This is a genomic window from Candidatus Photobacterium acropomis (genome assembly GCF_030685555.1).
Lineage (GTDB): Bacteria > Pseudomonadota > Gammaproteobacteria > Enterobacterales > Vibrionaceae > Photobacterium > Photobacterium lucens.
The window spans coordinates 405,281-424,140 of the sequence record NZ_CP131608.1 but is presented as its reverse complement, the minus strand read 5'-3'; the positions used below and the strand labels follow the sequence as shown (position 1 = coordinate 424,140).

The 18,860-nt window shown below is 40.8% G+C and carries 17 protein-coding genes; 9 read left to right on the top strand and 8 right to left on the bottom strand.

The features are described from left to right. Positions 1–73: 73 nt before the first annotated feature. The gene (gene tkt / locus Q7657_RS01850; RefSeq protein ID WP_107166133.1) at positions 74–2,068 is read left to right on the top strand and encodes a transketolase; all 1,995 of its coding nucleotides are present in this window, start codon (positions 74–76) and stop codon (positions 2,066–2,068) included. 89 nt (positions 2,069–2,157) lie between these two features. Here the strand turns inward: tkt and Q7657_RS01845 are convergent, their stop codons facing one another. Next, the gene (locus tag Q7657_RS01845; protein WP_107166134.1) at positions 2,158–2,370 is read right to left on the bottom strand and encodes a hypothetical protein; all 213 of its coding nucleotides are present in this window, start codon (positions 2,368–2,370) and stop codon (positions 2,158–2,160) included. 305 nt (positions 2,371–2,675) lie between these two features. Here Q7657_RS01845 and Q7657_RS01840 point away from each other — a divergent pair, with 305 nt between their 5' ends. Beyond that, on the top strand, positions 2,676–2,990 hold the full coding sequence (locus Q7657_RS01840; protein ID WP_045071137.1) for a hypothetical protein: 315 nt from the start codon (positions 2,676–2,678) through the stop codon (positions 2,988–2,990). Between the two features lie 105 nt (positions 2,991–3,095). On the opposite strand, the gene ribD is transcribed toward Q7657_RS01840, so the two are convergent. Beyond that, on the bottom strand, positions 3,096–3,536 hold the full coding sequence (gene ribD, locus Q7657_RS01835) for a bifunctional diaminohydroxyphosphoribosylaminopyrimidine deaminase/5-amino-6-(5-phosphoribosylamino)uracil reductase RibD (RefSeq protein ID WP_008988706.1): 441 nt from the start codon (positions 3,534–3,536) through the stop codon (positions 3,096–3,098). 192 nt (positions 3,537–3,728) lie between these two features. On the opposite strand from ribD, the gene Q7657_RS01830 reads away from it, so the two are divergent. From Q7657_RS01830 to Q7657_RS01820, 3 genes are all read left to right on the top strand, one after another. Further along, positions 3,729–4,034 carry a hypothetical protein gene (locus Q7657_RS01830; protein ID WP_107166135.1) on the top strand — a complete coding sequence of 102 codons (306 nt, stop codon included), beginning with the start codon at positions 3,729–3,731 and terminating at the stop codon, positions 4,032–4,034. 337 nt (positions 4,035–4,371) lie between these two features. Further along, positions 4,372–5,697, top strand: coding sequence for a peptidoglycan DD-metalloendopeptidase family protein (locus Q7657_RS01825; RefSeq protein WP_107166136.1), 1,326 nt, complete (start codon positions 4,372–4,374; stop codon positions 5,695–5,697). 300 nt (positions 5,698–5,997) lie between these two features. After that, on the top strand, positions 5,998–7,050 hold the full coding sequence (locus Q7657_RS01820; protein WP_053987570.1) for a succinylglutamate desuccinylase/aspartoacylase family protein: 1,053 nt from the start codon (positions 5,998–6,000) through the stop codon (positions 7,048–7,050). Positions 7,051–7,192: 142 nt separating this feature from the next. On the opposite strand, the gene mrcB is transcribed toward Q7657_RS01820, so the two are convergent. Next, positions 7,193–9,541: a penicillin-binding protein 1B gene (gene mrcB, locus Q7657_RS01815; RefSeq protein ID WP_107166137.1), complete on the bottom strand. Its 2,349-nt coding sequence runs from the start codon at positions 9,539–9,541 to the stop codon at positions 7,193–7,195. A gap of 340 nt (positions 9,542–9,881) precedes the next feature. On the opposite strand from mrcB, the gene Q7657_RS01810 reads away from it, so the two are divergent. After that, the gene (locus tag Q7657_RS01810) at positions 9,882–10,328 is read left to right on the top strand and encodes an exoribonuclease R (RefSeq protein WP_107166181.1); all 447 of its coding nucleotides are present in this window, start codon (positions 9,882–9,884) and stop codon (positions 10,326–10,328) included. An 86-nt stretch (positions 10,329–10,414) separates the two neighbouring features. Here Q7657_RS01810 and Q7657_RS01805 read toward each other — a convergent pair whose 3' ends face one another. Further along, positions 10,415–10,576, bottom strand: coding sequence for a hypothetical protein (locus Q7657_RS01805; RefSeq protein ID WP_023935405.1), 162 nt, complete (start codon positions 10,574–10,576; stop codon positions 10,415–10,417). 227 nt (positions 10,577–10,803) lie between these two features. After that, entirely contained in the window at positions 10,804–11,664 is an 861-nt protein-coding gene (gene hdfR, locus Q7657_RS01800; protein ID WP_107166138.1) for an HTH-type transcriptional regulator HdfR, read from the bottom strand. A gap of 219 nt (positions 11,665–11,883) precedes the next feature. Here hdfR and Q7657_RS01795 point away from each other — a divergent pair, with 219 nt between their 5' ends. The 3 genes from Q7657_RS01795 (at position 11,884) to Q7657_RS01785 (ending at position 15,352) form a co-directional block, all read left to right on the top strand. Continuing rightward, entirely contained in the window at positions 11,884–12,240 is a 357-nt protein-coding gene (locus Q7657_RS01795; RefSeq protein WP_008988700.1) for a MaoP family protein, read from the top strand. A 120-nt stretch (positions 12,241–12,360) separates the two neighbouring features. After that, a complete protein-coding gene (gshB, locus tag Q7657_RS01790; RefSeq protein ID WP_008988699.1) occupies positions 12,361–13,386 on the top strand; it encodes a glutathione synthase in 1,026 nt (341 codons plus the stop codon). Continuing rightward, positions 13,373–15,352: a flavohemoglobin expression-modulating QEGLA motif protein gene (locus tag Q7657_RS01785; protein ID WP_107166139.1), complete on the top strand. Its 1,980-nt coding sequence runs from the start codon at positions 13,373–13,375 to the stop codon at positions 15,350–15,352. Before gshB ends, Q7657_RS01785 begins: the two co-directional genes overlap by 14 nt. A 66-nt stretch (positions 15,353–15,418) precedes the next feature. Here the strand turns inward: Q7657_RS01785 and Q7657_RS01780 are convergent, their stop codons facing one another. From Q7657_RS01780 to Q7657_RS01770, 3 genes are all read right to left on the bottom strand, one after another. Then, the gene (locus Q7657_RS01780) at positions 15,419–16,705 is read right to left on the bottom strand and encodes an MFS transporter (RefSeq protein WP_107166140.1); all 1,287 of its coding nucleotides are present in this window, start codon (positions 16,703–16,705) and stop codon (positions 15,419–15,421) included. A 508-nt stretch (positions 16,706–17,213) separates the two neighbouring features. After that, positions 17,214–17,684 (bottom strand): outer membrane lipoprotein, encoded by a 471-nt coding sequence (locus Q7657_RS01775; RefSeq protein WP_008988696.1) that lies wholly within the window; start codon positions 17,682–17,684, stop codon positions 17,214–17,216. 193 nt (positions 17,685–17,877) lie between these two features. Then, on the bottom strand, positions 17,878–18,795 hold the full coding sequence (locus Q7657_RS01770) for a DUF808 domain-containing protein (RefSeq protein WP_107166141.1): 918 nt from the start codon (positions 18,793–18,795) through the stop codon (positions 17,878–17,880). Positions 18,796–18,860 lie beyond the last annotated feature (65 nt).

Sequence of the window (18,860 nt, the reverse complement as noted above, 5' to 3'; positions counted from 1 at the left end):
ATAACTATTTCAGAAAGCGGCAGATAACGCCGCTTTCTTAAGTTTAAAATTCAAATATTTTGGTGGAAACACTATGGAACATAAAATGTTAGCGAATGCTATTCGTGCGCTAAGCATGGATGGTGTACAACAAGCAAATTCTGGTCACCCTGGCGCACCTATGGGTATGGCTGATATCGCTGAAGTACTTTGGCGTGGTCACATGAACCACAACCCACAAAACCCACAGTGGGCTGATCGCGACCGTTTTGTACTATCAAACGGCCACGGTTCAATGCTTATCTATTCGCTACTTCACCTAACAGGTTACGATCTATCTATCGATGATCTGAAGAACTTCCGTCAACTTCACTCTAAAACACCAGGTCACCCGGAATACGGTTACGCACCAGGTGTTGAAACGACAACAGGTCCTCTAGGTCAAGGTATCACTAACGCGGTAGGTATGGCGATTGCAGAAAAAGCAATGGCTGCACAATTTAACCGTGAAGGTCATGACGTTGTTAACCACCACACTTACGCTTTCCTAGGCGACGGCTGTCTAATGGAAGGTATCTCTCACGAAGCATGTTCACTTGCAGGTACTTTAGGTCTTGGCAAACTGATCGCTTTCTGGGATGACAACGGTATTTCTATCGATGGTCACGTTGAAGGTTGGTTCACAGATAACACACCTGAGCGTTTTGAGTCTTACGGCTGGCACGTAATTCCTGCTGTTGATGGTCACGATGCAGCAGCAATCAACGCAGCAATCGAAGCAGCTAAAGCTGAAACAAACAAGCCTACGCTAATTTGTTGTAAAACAATCATCGGTTTTGGTTCTCCTAATAAGTCAGGTTCTCACGACTGTCACGGTGCTCCACTAGGCGCTGATGAAATTAAAGCAGCACGTGAATTCCTAGGTTGGACTTACGGTGCATTTGAAATCCCAGCAGAAATTTACGCTGAATGGGACGCAAAAGAAGCAGGTAAAGTGAAAGAAGCAGCATGGGATGAGAAATTTGCAGCATACGCAGCAGCTCACCCAGAACTAGCCGCTGAATTCAAGCGTCGTATGAACGGCGAACTACCAGCGAACTGGGATCAAGTAACATCTGAAATCATTGCAGATCTTCAAGCTAACCCAGCAAACATCGCTTCTCGTAAAGCATCTCAAAATGCACTAGAAGCGTTTGGTAAGCTACTACCTGAATTCATGGGTGGTTCTGCTGACCTTGCTCCTTCTAACCTAACAATGTGGTCTGGCTCTAAGTCAATCACACCTACTGATGCATCAGGCAACTACATTCACTACGGTGTACGTGAATTTGGTATGACTGCAATCATCAACGGTATCGCACTACACGGTGGTTTCGTACCTTACGGCGCAACATTCCTAATGTTTATGGAATACGCACGTAACGCAATGCGTATGGCTGCACTAATGAAAGTGCAGAACATCCAAGTTTACACTCACGACTCAATCGGTCTTGGTGAAGATGGTCCTACGCACCAACCTGTAGAGCAAATTGCTTCTCTACGCCTAACACCAAACATGAGCACATGGCGTCCATGTGACCAAGTTGAATCAGCAGTAGCTTGGAAATACGCTATCGAGCGTAAAGATGGTCCAACATCGCTAATCTTCTCTCGTCAGAACCTAACACAACAAGATCGTGATGCAGCACAAGTAGCTAACATCGCGAAAGGTGGTTACGTTCTTAAAGATTGTGAAGGCAAGCCAGAGCTAATTCTTATTGCAACAGGCTCTGAAGTAGGTATTGCAGCAGAAGCTTACGCACAGCTAACAGCTGAAGGCCGTAAGGTTCGTCTAGTATCAATGCCAGCAACAGACCTATTCGATAAGCAAGATGCTGCTTACCGTGAAAGCGTACTACCTTCAGACGTAACTGCACGTGTTGCTGTTGAAGCAGGTATTGCAGATTACTGGTACAAGTATGTTGGTTTTGATGGTCGTATCATCGGTATGACAACATTTGGTGAATCAGCACCAGCTGAAGAGCTATTCAAAATGTTTGGTTTTACAACTGAAAACGTTGTAAACACAGCAAAAGAATTGCTAGCGTAATATCGCCTTCAATAATAAAAAGCCGAGCTAAATAGCTCGGCTTTTTCTTTTCTCTCAAAAAATTACCACTTGAAATTTTACATTTTTAATTATTGTTTACATACATTCACGTGAAGTAACTCTTCTCCATTTACTTCAAAACGCAGCTTTAAATGCCCTTCATCAGACAAGTCTTTAATTAATTTAATCCCTTTACCAGCAAAACGCTGACTAATTAAATCGTGTATATCATTGATTAAATTAACTTTATCTTCACTAGATAACACTGATTGTGATGATGATTTATAAGTATTAAAAAACATAAACTAAGCTCTAAATAAACTTTAATTCACCATAGATAAAAAAACTCGTCTATTCCATCTTTAATTTTATAAATTATGTAAATATTGATTACTTTATTAAAATGGTTAGTTAAATATCAAAAATGGAATATTAATCTAAAGGAAATCTTTAATTAATATACCTATTTTTTCATATCAGCAATTACCAAAAATAAAAAGTTTGATCATTAAAAATGTCTATTGTTGATAATAAAAATAAGCGTAAATTAAATCGCATAGACAGACACCAACTTATTTTTTAACGCTGTTTATCAAAGGATTTAGATATGCCACATTTCAATAGCCAAGAGCACAAAGGTTCACAAAAAGGTCACCAACACGGTGCTGAATTTGAACATGAAAAAATGGAACGTCGTTACGATGATGGCGCAGAGCATAAACATAATCGTGACCACCACGAATTCCGTGAACATGAGAAAAGTCATCCACATACACAACATGGCGGTGATCCAGTAGGTCATAAACACCCAGAACAGACTCACCATAATCGCCATGAACATGATGAGCATCGTCACCATAAAACTAAAGAGCATGATCATAAAGAATCATCTCGTGAACATCACAAAACTTCTACTAAATAATAGTTATTAAGTTTTGCTTTCTATCTCTTCGATAAGAGGTGGAAATAAAAAGCCCAATTAATACGTCTTTATGGCTTATTAATTGGGCTTTTTTATTAAGTTACATTAATTTCGGATTAAATACGGCTCTATAAAGTCCAGTACTTCGTTTTCACACAACCCTACTTCTACTTCAACACCTGCTTGCTCTAGCACCGCAATACCTTTTCCACTATTACGCGTATCAGGATCTAAAGTCGCAACTACAACTTTCTTGATGCCTCGTTCAACCAATGTGTGCGCACAAGAAGGTGTTCGCCCAACAAAAGAGCACGGCTCTAGCGTTACATACGCTGTAACGTCATCTAAGCTTTCACCATAATTCGCCAATGCCATTGCTTCTGCGTGATGATGTCCTGGTCGTTGAGTAAAGCCTTCACTAACTATCTGTCCATCTTTCACTAGCACACACCCTACAGGTGGATTTGGACGACAAGCTGGTAATGCCTGATGAGATAATAATAGTGCTCGCATCATAAATGCTTGCTCTTGATGATCACCGCTCATAACTCAATACACCTATATGAAAAAACAATATCTAAATGAGTGAATAAAAATATCATGGCTAAGTTCGACACACTATTTAAAAATTCTATTCAAATTTTATTTTTATTATGAATGAAATATGAATAGTGGAATCACTCTTTATTCAGTCAGAATAACGTTTACTGTCTGCGTCTTAATTCTGAGAGGAAGACAATGAAACGTGTAATCACAGGTCTAATTCTATCGTTAGCACTGCATTCACTATCGGCATTCGCAACAACACAAACATCACCACATTCAATGGAAAAGATGGCGAAAAATACCATTGAATATTTAGACCATACTCATAAGCTAGATCGGATACAACAGCAGCAAAGTCACATGCTAGCAACAATCAATAACAACAATTATTTATTAACAAATGGTCACAAGGAAGGTCATTTAGAACGGGGACGATGGGAAGAGACCCGGACTAATAGAACAAATACTCGTTGCCGTGTAGAACACAAGAATAAATAACAATACAGCTCAAGTATGTACTTAATTTTAATACTTGAGCTAACTTAGATGATAGGTTTTGTAACATTTTGATAGATATAATTAGCAACAATATATAAAACTAATAAATAGTTATTTATTCCTGCAACCTTTACAAATTAGACAATAAAAATAGAAAACATTGTAAAATAATTCATATTTTCAATATTTTATCTCTTTATTGAAAAATACACTGAACAATTAGTCTATGCAGTTTTAATTCATTTACGGTTCAGAAAAGCTATGTTTTCATACAAGCTCACAAAAAAGTTAGTGTATTTAAGCACTCATTAAAAATACAGACGAGCATTAAAGGTTTATGTCTACGTTTAATACGACAATTTTAAGCAAATTGATCAATTCTCGATATATTACTCTGGCAGGGATTTCTCTTATTACTGTCGCTGCTGCGCTATCTATCAATACATCAACGACAACACACAAGCCAACTGAAGTACAGCTACCCATTTCAACCACACCTGAAGTTGTACTCAAAGCACTATCACCAAAAGCAATGAAAAAGACGGTGGATTTACCGCCTAGCTATGAATACAAGATCCAAAAAGGCGACACATTAAGTGAGATTTTCGCTCGTCTATCGATCCCATATTCAGACATCCAAGCAATCATGGAAGCCGATTTAAACACTCTTCAAATCGATAAACTACAGCCGGGTAACATCTTACGTTTTTGGATAAATGAAAGTGATCATCAACTCAATAAGCTAGAACTCGAATTCAGCTTGGCACAACGTATTGATTATATTAGATCTAAAGACGGTAGCTTCGATGTCAAAGAAATCACTTTACCTGGTGTTTGGCATGAATCTGTCGCAACGGGTAGCATTCATGGCAGCTTTAGCACGTCGGCTCGCAAAGCAGGATTAAGCCACAGTGAAGTTCAAGAAATCATGTCGTTGCTTAAAGATAAGCTCAATTTCAATCGAGATCTTAAAGCGGGTGATTTTTTTGAAGTAGTCACTAACCGTAAATATATTCAAAATCACGCTACTGGTGACAGTGAGTTACAAGCGATCCGTATTTATACAGGCAAGAATGTGATTTCTGCTTACCTACACTCTGATGGCAACTTCTATGACCAAAATGGGGAAAGCTTACAACGCGCATTCCTTCGTTACCCATTCCCGGCAGCAGATCATTTTCGTATTAGCTCGCCATTTAACCCGAATCGCGTACACCCAGTAACAGGTCGTCGCCAACCACATAACGGTGTCGATTTTGCGTCGCCATCAGGCACACCAGTACTAGCAACTGGTGATGGTGTCGTCACGCTGGTAACAAACCACCCATATGCAGGGCGATATGTTGTGATCAAACACAGTGCTAACTACAGTACCCGTTATCTTCACAATAGCCGTATCTTAGTCAAGCAAGGACAACACGTTAAACGTGGTCAAGAAATTGCATTATCAGGTCGAACAGGACGTGTAACAGGACCACACATCCATTACGAGTTCTTGATCCGTGGTAAAGCGGTAAATCCGATGACGGCGAAAATTCCACTGGCGGCTTCTGTTCCTCATAAAGAGAAGAAAGAATTTGAGTTGCAAGTCGCGCAATATAACAAGCTTATGAAACAAGCACTGGAAACCGACAAAAACCAAATTGCTATTGTAAAAAAATAGCACTTTAACCACTCCCCCTGTAAAGAAGCACTGTCAGTCAAATGGCAGTGCTTTTTTATTTTCCATAAAAGCGTTTAATCCTATTGTTACCGTTAAAATGCTTTCTGATAACAATCAAGAATACATTTGGAAACATATTGTTTGTTAGATGCTGTAAAAGTGTGATCAAATTATCTATTTATAAATTCGATTTACGCTTATTCTTTTTGCCATTGTATGCGCCATGATTGACCTGCTTGTGTTATCGGCATCCAACACCTTTTCTACCTTTATATAGACTACCGAATACAGGAAATATCTATGGCTAAGAAAACGCCTCCGTTTGAATTTGCAGGCCTTACTATCGAGGCTGGTAAACATGTTAATTGTGAATTAGAAATCGCGCGTCTTTATACGCATTCACCACTTTCAGTTTCTGTTGATGTGCTTCACGGTAAGCACCCAGGTCCAGTGCTATTAATTAACGCTGCTATTCATGGTGATGAATTAAACGGTATCGAAGTGGTTCGCCAAGTGATCGATAAAATCGATTTAAACAAACTGCACGGTACTATTATTGCGGTACCTGTGGTTAATGTTTTTGGCTTTATTCATAAATCACGTTACCTACCCGATCGTCGTGACTTAAACCGTTGTTTCCCAGGTTCAGAGCGAGGCTCAATTGCTGGTCGTATGGCTTACCAATACTTTAACCAAGTGGTACGTCGTGCAACTCATGTTGTTGATTTACATACTGCAGCTATTTACCGCACTAACTTACCACAGATCCGCGCTAACCTTGATAATCCATTAGCAAAAGAGATGGCAATGGCATTTGGATCACCTGTTGTGGTCGATGCAAGTTTGCGCGATGGCTCATTACGAGCAGCTGCTGAAGCATTTAACATACCCGTGATCACATTTGAAGCAGGTGAAGCGTTACGTCTTGACCCACATGCAGTAGGATCTGGTGTTCAGGGCGTACTTAAAGTCATGCGCCACTTGAATATGCTACGTACCAGTCGTAGTAAAAAAGTTATCGAGCCAATGGTGCCAAAAGCAACCCGTTGGATCCGTGCCGACTATGATGGCTTGCTTCGATCCCATGTGGCCTTGGGTGAGAAGGTGTCGAAAGACCAGGTCATCGCCACTATTAGCGATCCAGCAGGCAGCAGCGAAGTGTCTGTTATTGCCCCGCAAGGCGGGATCGTGATTGGTCAACAGACATTACCACTTGTAAATGAAGGTGATGCTATTTTCCATATTGCCTTCTTTGAAGAACCGGATGGTCTTGTTGAAGAGCAAGTGGAAAACTATTTAGACGAAGCCATTGAAGAGCTTGATGATGAGCTAAAATGGGGTATGACAAACTAAAGTTTGACAACGTTATAAAAAGGGAGCTGGTATCAGCTCCCTTTTTATTTAAATGCAAAATCCACCACAAGTAAAAAGGCTAAGTGCGAACACTTAGCCTTTCTTTTGAGCATTGACTCGTTATTAACGCGAATATGCTTAATTACCAGTTAAACAACTTATTAAAGAAACCTTCTACTTTCTTCTGCACTTGTTGTGCCTGTTGTTTAACCTGCTGAACCTGACAGTTTTGCTTCAAGTCACCACTTGGATCCCAAATCGGCATACGAGTTGTACCAGAACAATTCTCAGTGTATGTGCCGTTTGCCGCTACGGTGTATTTCACCGCTTCAAGATTAGCGGGTTGACGCAACACTAGCGGCTCAGGTTTACGACGTTGAATATAATCGGTATACAAGCGAAGTGCACCTGTTGCACCTGTTAAATGGGCAGACTTGTTATCGTCACGCCCCATCCAAACCGTTACCACTTCTCGTCCATCAATACCTACATACCAGCTATCTTTACCATCGTTAGTTGTTCCTGTTTTACCTGCTAGGTGACTATCAGGGAACAACTTATTCAATGAATGAGCAGTACCAAATTTCACCGTATCTTGCATTGCAAACATCGTTAACCACGCCGCTTGACTAGGAACCACAGGTGAAGATTTTGGCCAGTTTTGATAAAGCACTTTACCATTTTCATCAACAACCGCATTCAGCGCTGTTAACGGAGCAAGATAACCATTATTACCAATTGCTTGGTACATTTGCGTTACCTCTAATGGGGATAGTGCAATTGAACCTAAGAACAGTGATGGTACTTGTGGGATCTCTTGATAAGGAATACCCAACTTCGTCAGCGTCGTAGAAACCTTATCCACACCAAGTGCCATACCAAGATTAACTGTCGGTACGTTATATGATTTCGCTAATGCCATGAATAGAGGCACTTCACCACGGTATTTACGATCGTAGTTACGTGGACTCCATGTTGCTCCATCTTTCATCTTAATCGACAATGGCTGATCTTTTAGCGAAGTTGCCAAGGTATATTGCTCAGGCTCTTCCAATGCCGATAAGTAAATAGAAGGTTTCACTACCGAGCCGATTTGACGTTGCGCATTAATTGCACGGTTATAACCTGGGAAGTCAGGGTTACTACCACCAATCATGGCACGAATTTCACCCGTTGTACGATCAGCTATCACCATGGCTGTTTGTAAGTCTTTACCCGAACGTTTCTCAACTAACGGGATCATCTTCTTCACAGCATCTTCTGCTAATTTCTGCGATTGAGGATCCAAAGAGGTAAACAGACGGAAGCCTTTCCCCTCTTCAAATGCATCACCGACCTTTTCTTCCAACTCACGTTTGATCTGATCAAAGTAAGCAGGCTGGCGTTTCGCTAATTGTCCCTTCGCTTGAATATCAAGAGGCAACTTAATCGATGAACGGTACTCTTTTTCTGAGATCAGCTTGTTATCAAACATGATCTTAAGCACCACATTGCGACGATCTTTCGCACGCTCAGGATGGCGCCAAGGGTTGTAATAAGATGGCCCTTTCACCATACCAATCATTAATGCCATTTGATCTGGACGTAATTCAGATAATGGGCGATCAAAATAATAACGTGAAGCGAGTGCAAAGCCATGAATACCACGACCATTGTATTGTGCTAGATACACTTGGTTCATATAGGCATCAAGCACTTCTTCCTTTCCGTATTTGTAGTCGATAATGATCGCCATGTACGCTTCTTTAAACTTACGCCATAAGCTGCGTTCGCTGGATAAGAACATGTTCTTCGCCAACTGCTGCGTTAAGGTACTACCACCTTGAACAGTATGACCCGCTTTTAAGTTTGCTAAAAATGCACGACCAATACCGATTAATGAAATACCATCATGTTCATAGAAATGACGGTCTTCCGTATCAACCAAGCCATCTACCAGTAGTTTCGGCATTTTATCTTGCGGTAAATAGATACGCTGCTGATCGGTATTGCCTTCTAGCATCCCTAACATCTTCGGATCAATGTGAAGGAAGCCCAGCTCTTTATTGGTATCTAAATCCATCATCTTACTGATCCCTTCACTATTGAAAGAAACAGAAACATGACGGGCACCTTCAGCGCCTTCTTTAAAGTTAAATGGGCGACGTACAAACTCTACGCTCCAGCCATTCGCCTTATATTCACCACTTTGATCAGGATGTGCCGCTTTGTGATAACCCAATACTTTTAGCTCATTTACCAATGCGTTATAGCTAATTGGAGAGCCCGGTTGTAACGCCAGTTCACGCGCATAAACAACTGAAGGTAATTGCCACAATTGTCCTGCAAACTTTTCGCTGATGGTTTTATTTAAATTATTACCTAAATAAGCCATACCCACACCGCCGACAATGGCGACGGTAAGCAAACTACGTTTAATGAAGTGACGCGTCGAAGATGGTTGCGCCTTAGTATCCTGCTTTTTATCAGGCTGTTGATTATTTGACGTCATTAATTTATCCAACTTAGCAGCATCAATGATTGAAAAGCACTTTACAATCAATGAAATAGAAATAAAACTCGCTGCTAAATTATTGCCTTATATAGAAATCAATATAGTTGTGGTAAACATAATCTGATTACTCAATGATCATGTCATCCGTATGTCAGTTCTGTATTGTATGATTTTTCCTGTCATGTCGCAGTGATTTTCGCTGTGTACCATCAGCTAGCTTTCATCAAAAACGCTATAACATCACTCCCATTTGCGCTTTTAGTCGCAATTTTCTCTTAAATCATCCAAAATAGTGCCCCTTTACTTTAATCAAGCCAACAGGCGCTCAGAGATGTCTATGCAACGCGATTATACTTTAAACTGCCTATTAACAATGCCTCGCCATGAACTTGAGGAATTTAGCTTACGTGTGATCGGCCGTATGGTGCCTGAAGATGTGATGCAAGAAATCTTTACTTTCGAACAAGAAGAAGTGGACAGTGAAGAACGTCTAAAGTCAGCGCAGTTTGATGCCATGTTACGTATGACGGCAGTCGCACTAGGTGAAGTGAAGGAAGCTTTTTCAGAATCAGAAAATGCAAAGCAAAATACAGAGCGTATGACACGCCTGATCCTATGGCACTTTTACGCTATTTCATTCCAACTAGAAGAAGCAGTAACGCTGGAACAACATTGTGCAGAGGTTGAAAAGATTTTAGCTAACGCACCTGAAAATGCGTTTGGTTGGATCAGTGTGCTGACTGAATTACTGCATCGCTACGCGGCCCTAAGCGAAGAAAAGTAATTGCGATACATTCAGCAGACAAATAAAAAGGCGTATCCATTGGATACGCCTTTTTGATATCTGTTATTGCCGAGAACTAATATGGATTAATAATCGAAATCGCTGTACTCCGGACTCTCAGAACGTGAACGTGAAACACGACGTTTCTTCTTGTTACGAGATTGATTCAAATCATAAAAATCATCATTAAATTCAGAGTTGAATTTTGATTTGCTGCCCTTATGAAACTTTTGGTCTAACTTAGCCATTTGCGATTCCTGAACTACATCCAGAGTAAGTAATTAATAAATAGAACACACGCAATATTAATGCTCTATTGTGACAAAAATACGTAGCTTTTCTTTTAAATCAGTGACAACAACCTTGTTAGCTTTTCGCCTGATTTATTGCTTGAACCGTATTTTTTCTAAGACTAATTCAGAATCTCGCTTTCTGTACAACAAGATTTTTTACTGCTTAAAACAAAAAAAACTTATCAAATGTTTTCGATCACATTCTTAAATGGAACATCGACCAAAGCCTTGATCAAGTCCTCTTTTTCGTTATCTTCTCGCCACACTAAATACAAACTTTGCTCCATGACTGGTGCATCTTCAACCAAGTGTAGTAAGCCTGCTTGTTTAGCATTAGCAACAACAGGTGATGGTAAATAACCAACTCCATCATTTGCCAAAATATAATCAAGTGCCATCTTTACTGAATGGGTATGCATGATAGGTGTGCGTTGCAATTCAGCAATACGACTATGCTCAACAGAGAAACGCGTTCCCCAATCTAAGAACACCAACGGAATATCACGTGTGCTATGTAAGTCGCAGCCTTCTTTATTAGTCACCAACTGCAACTGATAGTCTCGTACTTTACGTACATTCAAGTTTTCAATTTTTGGCGGCTCACTGGTAATAAACAGATCAATGCTCTTATCAAAAAGACGTTTTGCCATTCCTTCACGCTTTACTGATTCTAAACGTAACGCCAATCCGGGAATGTAGGCATAGATCTGATTGATCCAATCCGAGATACCATCAAATTCCCAAAATAAAGGAGAAGCACCGATCGCCAATTGGGTGTTCAAACTATCAGTTAACGCTACATCCTGCTTTGCACGTCCCCAAGTTTGCAAAATTGCTTCCGCATAAGGCTGTAGACGCTCACCAGCTGCCGTTAAGTGCACATTACCACGCTGACGAGAAAACAACGGGTTACCAAGTTGAGACTCTAGTTGTCGAATGCGAAAACTAACGGCTGATTGAGTTAAATATAAGTTGTCAGCTGCTCGTCCAAAATGGCGAGTTTTTGTAACTTCTAAGAATGTTTTTAGTAATTCTGTATCCACAGCGAAATTCTCAAGAATTAGAAGGATAAATAGCGTGATTATCGCGCTATTTAAGCATTATATATCTAATTAGCAAGAGCTTAATCTCGTTGTTAACCAATATGATGATTTAGTGCAGATTTTGATTAAAAAAATTAATCGTAATAATAAAAATAGTTTGATTTACAAATTTTCAAAGCTGGATAAATATCACCGCAAATCACATCAAGGACTTTATGAATGAGAAGTGAAGGTAAATTTTACGACGATAAAAATTTCCCACGTGGCTTTAATCGCTCGGGGGTTTTCACAATTAGTGAGGCCAGCGTCTTAGAGAATTATGGACGTACAATGCGCGCCTTACATGAAGGTACTGCGCAACCTATCGATGAGTCTGAAACTCAATTCCTTGCTGAAATATTAGGCCAGCAAGCAGCAGTGTCTGAATTTGGTAAGTGTTGGTTAAAATACCTAAATCACACCAATCATAAAGCACGCAGTTACACATTATGCGTATCTCAGCGCTCTAGTAATAGCGCATACGGCGACGATGATGATACCGATGGTGATAGTAGTGATAGCGATTTAGACTATTAATCACCCAGAGGAACTCTTTCCTCTGCTTTGATCGAGTAACAATGAAGCCATCCCACATTTGTGTGATGGCTTATTTCTTTTTAATAGCCTGTGAAAAGCAGGCACTTTATTGGTATAGCTATGAAAATTTGTTTTGTTATGTATCCGTGGGACAAAGTTGAAGCAGAAAACGATTCAACTTTACGTCTAATCCATGAAGCAGCTAGTCGTGGACACACGGTTGCAATTACAACACCAAGTAACTTAACTATGCGCGACAGCATGGCAATTGCTTTCTGTAACGTATTAAAGAAAGGTGATGTATCAAACAATATCCCTAGCTTTTACCGTAAAGCGGAATTTAATAAAGCTGAGTTACCACTTGCGGGCTTCGATGTTATCTTCATGCGTGCTAACCCACCGCTAGATACCATGGCATTGAACTTCTTGGATTCAGTTCGTGAACACACCTTTATCATTAACGATATTGATGGCCTACGTGTAGCAAACAACAAGCTATACACAGCATCACTACCTGATCCAAACCATGAGTTTATTCCTGCAACGCACGTATCGAAAAACCGTGAGTACCTTGAGCGTGTATTAGATGAGTCAACCCAAGAGCGCATGATCCTAAAACCATTGAACGGTTACGGCGGTAAAGGCGTTATCTTGGTTGAGAAAAGCGCAAAATCAAGCGTCAAATCACTGCTTGATTTCTACATTGGTGACGACGAGAACTATGTGATCCTACAAGATTACATTGAAGGTGCAGAGCAAGGCGACGTACGTATTCTTGTACTAAACGGTGAGCCAATTGGTGCGATGCGTCGTGTACCTGCTGAAGGTGACGTTCGCTCAAACATCCACGCTGGCGGCCGTGAAGTAAAACACACACTAACTAAGCAAGAGCTTGATCTATGTAAACACATTGGTCCTAAGCTAGTGCGCGACGGTCTGTACTTTGTTGGTCTTGATGTTATCAATGGCAAACTAGTTGAAGTTAACGTATTAAGCCCTGGCGGTATTACACGTATTAACCGTCTAAACCGCGTAAAACTTCAGCGTAACGTGCTTGATTTTGCTGAAAGCGTAGTAATGGCGAAAGAGATCGGCATTGCGCGTAAAAACGATTTTCGTAAGGTAATTGCTGATGCTGCATACTGAGTTAGAGGTTCTGGAGAAAATCCGTAGCCTTACTCCATTTGAAGCTGAGCTTGGTGATGGTAGCTTGAGTATTCGTGTAAGCGAATACCAACCTTATATTGCTACCGCTATTCACCATGGTCATAACCTTCGTGGAGAATTAAAAGAAAAATGTGCGCTATCTGAAGAAGAGCGCTACTTTGAAGAAGATCCATTTACTGGCGATTTTATTTCATCGCTGCCAATCGTTCTTCAAGGTGAAGATTCTCGTTACGAATACGACTTAAACCGCGATCCAAGCAACTGTATTTATGAAGATGCTTGGGGTAAAAATGTATGGCTTGAGCCTTTAACACCCGAAGAACGTGCGATCAGCCATGACAAACATAGCTGTTACTATCGCATTCTTAAGTGTTTAGTAGAAACGTTAGAAAAAGAGTTTGGTCTTTGTCTGGTATATGACATTCACTCGTATAACCACCAGCGTATTGATGCACAAACGCCAACCTTTAACGTGGGCACAAAGCAAGTTAATTGCCGTCGCTGGCGTAAAGAGATCGACGTTTTACTTGAAAGCTTGAATAACGTTGAGTTACCAAACCTTGAAGTGACGGCATTAGAAAATGATGTCTTTAAAGGTATGGGTTACCAAGCAACCTTCATTAAAGAAAACTTCAGCAACACATTAATCTTACCGATTGAAGTGAAGAAGATTTTCATGAATGAGCAAGGTGGCGAAGCCTACCCACTGGTAATTGAAAAGCTGAAAGAGTCGATGAAAACCGTGATCACGGAGCACGCGGCTTTTACAGTAACAAAACGCACGAAAGCAAAAGGCTTAACTGGTAGCGATCTACTAGCATCGAATCTATCAAAAGAAGTGCTTAAACTTGATCGTCAGTTATACCGTATTGCTCGTGGTATCAATACCCTGAGCTACATTAACCCGACGAACTTAAAGCAAGAGAAACGCCGCTTCTTAAGTAAACCGCACACTTATCATCCGCAGTTTACTTACCGTCAGCTGGACTTGGATCCATACAAGTTCCGTGAGCAACTTTACCGTTTACCGGTAGAAGGTATTCGCGATGCTGACGTACAGAAGATGTATCGTAAGGTGATTGACCAGTTAGCAGTACGTATCGATCTACTTTGTAGTATTGGTACTGATGAGTTCCTATATAACTCATTACGTTACTACGGTCAGCCTGATGAGCGTGACATTGCGAATGCGAAGTTTATTCTTCACGCATGTGAGTATAAAGAGCAGCAACCAGCTACCATCAGTGCTAAAGAAGCGATTGAAGCATTTAAAGAAGCAGCACAAGACTACGATATTCCATGTAAGATCGTTTCTTCAAAGCAGCTGATTGCCCGTGCAATGGTTAGCGGTAAAACCATCAAGGTGAACCCTAACAGTCGTTTTAGCCAAGGCGATCTTGATGCCTTGATCCATCATGAACTGGGTGTGCACTTAGTTACGTCGGTGAATGCTGAACGTCAGCCACTAAAGATCTTACAATTAGGTTTACCTGGTAACACCCATACACAAGAAGGCCTTGCGATTCTGTGTGAGCACTTATCAGGTAGCTTCCCACTACACCGCCTCAAAACATTGGCATTACGTGTAGTAGCAGTAGAGATGATGGTAAATGGCGACACCTTTAATGACTGTTTCAACAGCTTGAAACACGAGTACGGTGTAAGCGATGATGAAGCCTTCACAGTAACCGCACGTGTTTACCGTGGTGGTGGCTTCACGAAAGACTTCTTATACCTACGTGGTTTAAAAGATGCGATCCATGCGTATCAAAATGAAGACTTAACATCGCTATTTATTGGTAAAACTGGATTTGAGTTTAAGCCACTCCTTGATGAACTTATCGAGCGTGGGATATTAAAACAACCTGATTACCTGCCAAAAGCATTAACCATGGACGCAGAAATCGATCCTGTGATGGATTTCATGCTGAACTCGATTCGTTAATCGCTATCTAGCCGATACAAAAAAAGCGACCATCTGGTCGCTTTTTTATTCTCTTTACTTCGTGATTTACATTGGTAGGCGTTTGCTATCAACACGGATGATCACACAAGTTAACACCACTAATGTCACAGCAATCGCACCTAATAAGGTAAACACACCACTCCAAGAGTAAGCAGTTTCAATCATTGCAATCGGCGCACCAGCAAGCGCTGCACCAATGTAAGTTACACCACCTTTTAAGCCCGTTGCTGCACCTGCACCATCAGCGTGAGACGCTTCAATGATACCTAACGCAAACAGCATTTGTGGCGCATAAATACCAGCACCGATAATGAAGAAACACAGTGCCACTAGCATGTAATCAATATGGATAGTAAATACCACCCCAACCATACCTGCGATTAACACAAAGCTATAAATTAAAATGGTTTTCCAGCGATCTGCGCCAAAGAATTTGTCTGAGATAATACCCGACGTTAAACCACCTAAAATGCCGCCCGCTTCAAACCAAGCCACTAGCGAGTTAGATTTGACTAAATCCCAACCTAGCTCTTTAACGAAGTAAACACTTACCCAATCGTTCGTCACAGTACGGATCACATAAATACATAAGTCACCGCCAATCGCTAACCAAATAATAGGGTTCGTTAGAATGTAGCGCTTAAACATCACCCACATGCTAAGACCGGCTTCAGAGCGCTGATTGATCTCAAGCTGCTTAGTATCATTACGCCATTCACCAACGTTCGGTAAACCGTAATTTTCTGGCTTACCACGCATAAGAATGGCCGCAATAATAGCTTGAACCGCAGTAATTGCGGCTGGTACATAAAATGCGTAACGCCAGTTACCAGTGTACGCAATCACCGCTGAAGCAATAAGCGGCGCCAGCGCACCACCTACGTTATGAGATGTATTCCAAAGCGAGTACCAACCACCACGCTCTGATTTTGAATACCATTGGCTGATCGCTTTGGCAATCGGCGGGAAACCACAACCTTGAACAACCGCTGTTAAACAATACAGAGCAAGCAGCATGTTAACGCTGTTAGTCATACCAATGCCCACGTTTATAATGGCAATCACCACCAACACTGGAGCAAGAAATAGACGAGGGTTAATTTTATCGGCAAGAAGGCCAGAGCTAAATTTTGATACGCCGTATAAAATGTAGTAAATCGAAGACGCTAAACCAAATTGAACCGTTGTCATACCCAGATCGGTCATCAATAACGGTGCTGCTGCTGCGAAGGCTTTACGTGAAATATACATCACTGTATATGTCAGGAAGGTAGTAATAATAATCTGCCAACGCAGACGTTTATACGTTGCGTCTAGTTTATTGTTGCTCATAGGTTAAATACTTACGGGTTGAAATTTTTAAAGTGCCAGCAAGCCTACTCTTAGACATATTTACTTACAATTTAATTATTCGCCGTAGTTTTAACCATAAGAACAAATATTATGTTTTTATATATCAAAACTGGTATTACCAGGCATATACACCAAGAAGAAAAAATATTACAGATTAATATATGGAGAAAACCACAAAATAAATATAGTATATTGCAGAAATACGCATTAACAGAATAAGAAAAAATTAACCAAATGCCGTACTTTTGTTAATTACTCACCATGTGGAATTTATTTAAGCAATATATAAATAAAATACATTCCCTTGGTAAATATTACCGTTCCCCCACTGTACTTACATTTAAATAACATAAATACATTTAATAACAAATAATGCTCATTAATAGCAATAATAAGTCACATATTTAAATGCAGTATGTAAACATTAATATGCAGTTAAAATAAAAAAGGCAGCGCTCGCTGCCTTTTAACATCACTAACATTGATATTAATTTGCTGGAACAACACGTGTTGTACTACCTTGCTGGTAAATATCTACACGCTGACCAACACGGAAAATCATATTTGGATCAACTTCCTGCACCACTGCAATGGTTCTACCGCTATCTAGCTTAATGACGATATTCACACCATTACGCTGGCTAATGGCATCGCCAGCTTTATTACCTAAAGCTGCACCAGCTAAACCACCACCGATAGCGGCAATATCAGAGCCACTACCACCGCCAATTTTAGAACCCAGAATAGCCCCCACAGCACCACCAGCAATGGTACCAATTGTACTTTCGCCGCCACCGCTCATCGTAACGGCATCTAATTTAGTAATGGTTCCTGTTAATACATTCTGAACTGTACGCGCCTCACCGACATCATAAGCATTACCATATGGGTTTTGAGCACAACCAGACACACCCAGTGCCGCGACAAGACATAAAGATGCTACTGTAAACTTTTTCAATGGAACCTCCGTCAATAAAGCAATCAATTTGCTACAACGCTATAAGTTTGGACTTTAATTTAACATTTTGCTCACAAATCCTGTATCCACACTGAATAGACAAAGCAAAACAATGCATTACCCAATTTTAGTATAAAAAAAAGCCAGCACAAAATGCTGACTTCTTCTTCATGGTGCTTTTTTAACACTCAAATTAGTGGGATTTACCACGAATTTTGTTAATCACAGTTACCACGGCAACGACAACAGCACCAGCAATCACACCAACAATGCCGTTAAACACTGGCGGGATAATCGATGCAGACCCCGGGAAGCTCACTGCATGTGTAATTTGCTCTACGATTTCATGCGAATGTGGCAAAGTATGGACAACAATACCACCACCGACAAGGAACATCGCAATCGTGCCAACGAAAGCAAGTGCCTTCATCAAGTAAGGCGCAAGGTTCACTAATAACGCACCAAAGCGATGTTTTAAGCTCGCCTTTTCGCTGTGATTCACCAGATACAAACCGGCATCATCCAACTTGACAATACCCGCCACCAAACCGTATACACCCGCTGTCATAACGGCAGCGATCACACTCACCACAATCGCTTGCGTTAAGAACGGATGCTCCTGAACGACCCCTAATGCAATCACAATGATTTCTGCTGAAAGAACAAAATCGGTACGCACCGCACCTTTTATCTTCTCTTTTTCAAATTCGGCAATATCAATATTACTATCGGCAAGCGCTGCTACTTGTTGTTGCTCTGGTGTTTCCTCTTTTGAGTGGAAAAACTTCTCAACAATTTTTTCTACCCCTTCAAAACAAAGGAATAAACCACCTAGTAATAACATAGGTTGGATCAACCATGGTGCAATCACACTGATCAGCAATGCTGCTGGCACCAAAATCAACTTATTCTTAAACGAGCCTTTTGCTACGCCCCATACCACAGGGATCTCACGTTCAGCACGAACGCCTGTTACCTGCTGGGCATTCAATGCTAAATCATCGCCGAGTACACCCGCTGTTTTACGTGCTGCCACTTTGGTCATCAAAGCGACATCATCTAATACGGTCGCGATATCATCTAACAAGGTTAATAAACTTGCACCTGCCACAGGTTACTCCTTCCAATAAGAGTGCTTTACTCTTAAATACACAAACTGAATATAAAAATCACATC

Bases quoted from the DNA above. Each gene is read 5' to 3' on its own strand.
- Q7657_RS01810 (WP_107166181.1), top strand. From the start codon at position 9,882: ATGCAACGCGATTATACTTTAAACTGCCTATTAACAATGCCTCGCCAT.
- Q7657_RS01825 (WP_107166136.1), top strand. From the start codon at position 4,372: ATGTCTACGTTTAATACGACAATTTTAAGCAAATTGATCAATTCTCGA.
- Q7657_RS01805 (WP_023935405.1), bottom strand. From the start codon at position 10,576: ATGGCTAAGTTAGACCAAAAGTTTCATAAGGGCAGCAAATCAAAATTC.
- ribD (WP_008988706.1), bottom strand. From the start codon at position 3,536: ATGAGCGGTGATCATCAAGAGCAAGCATTTATGATGCGAGCACTATTA.
- Q7657_RS01780 (WP_107166140.1), bottom strand. From the start codon at position 16,705: ATGAGCAACAATAAACTAGACGCAACGTATAAACGTCTGCGTTGGCAG.
- Q7657_RS01795 (WP_008988700.1), top strand. From the start codon at position 11,884: ATGAGAAGTGAAGGTAAATTTTACGACGATAAAAATTTCCCACGTGGC.
- Q7657_RS01820 (WP_053987570.1), top strand. From the start codon at position 5,998: ATGGCTAAGAAAACGCCTCCGTTTGAATTTGCAGGCCTTACTATCGAG.
- tkt (WP_107166133.1), top strand. From the start codon at position 74: ATGGAACATAAAATGTTAGCGAATGCTATTCGTGCGCTAAGCATGGAT.
- Q7657_RS01785 (WP_107166139.1), top strand. From the start codon at position 13,373: ATGCTGCATACTGAGTTAGAGGTTCTGGAGAAAATCCGTAGCCTTACT.
- Q7657_RS01840 (WP_045071137.1), top strand. From the start codon at position 2,676: ATGCCACATTTCAATAGCCAAGAGCACAAAGGTTCACAAAAAGGTCAC.
- Q7657_RS01845 (WP_107166134.1), bottom strand. From the start codon at position 2,370: ATGTTTTTTAATACTTATAAATCATCATCACAATCAGTGTTATCTAGT.
- Q7657_RS01830 (WP_107166135.1), top strand. From the start codon at position 3,729: ATGAAACGTGTAATCACAGGTCTAATTCTATCGTTAGCACTGCATTCA.
- gshB (WP_008988699.1), top strand. From the start codon at position 12,361: ATGAAAATTTGTTTTGTTATGTATCCGTGGGACAAAGTTGAAGCAGAA.
- mrcB (WP_107166137.1), bottom strand. From the start codon at position 9,541: ATGACGTCAAATAATCAACAGCCTGATAAAAAGCAGGATACTAAGGCG.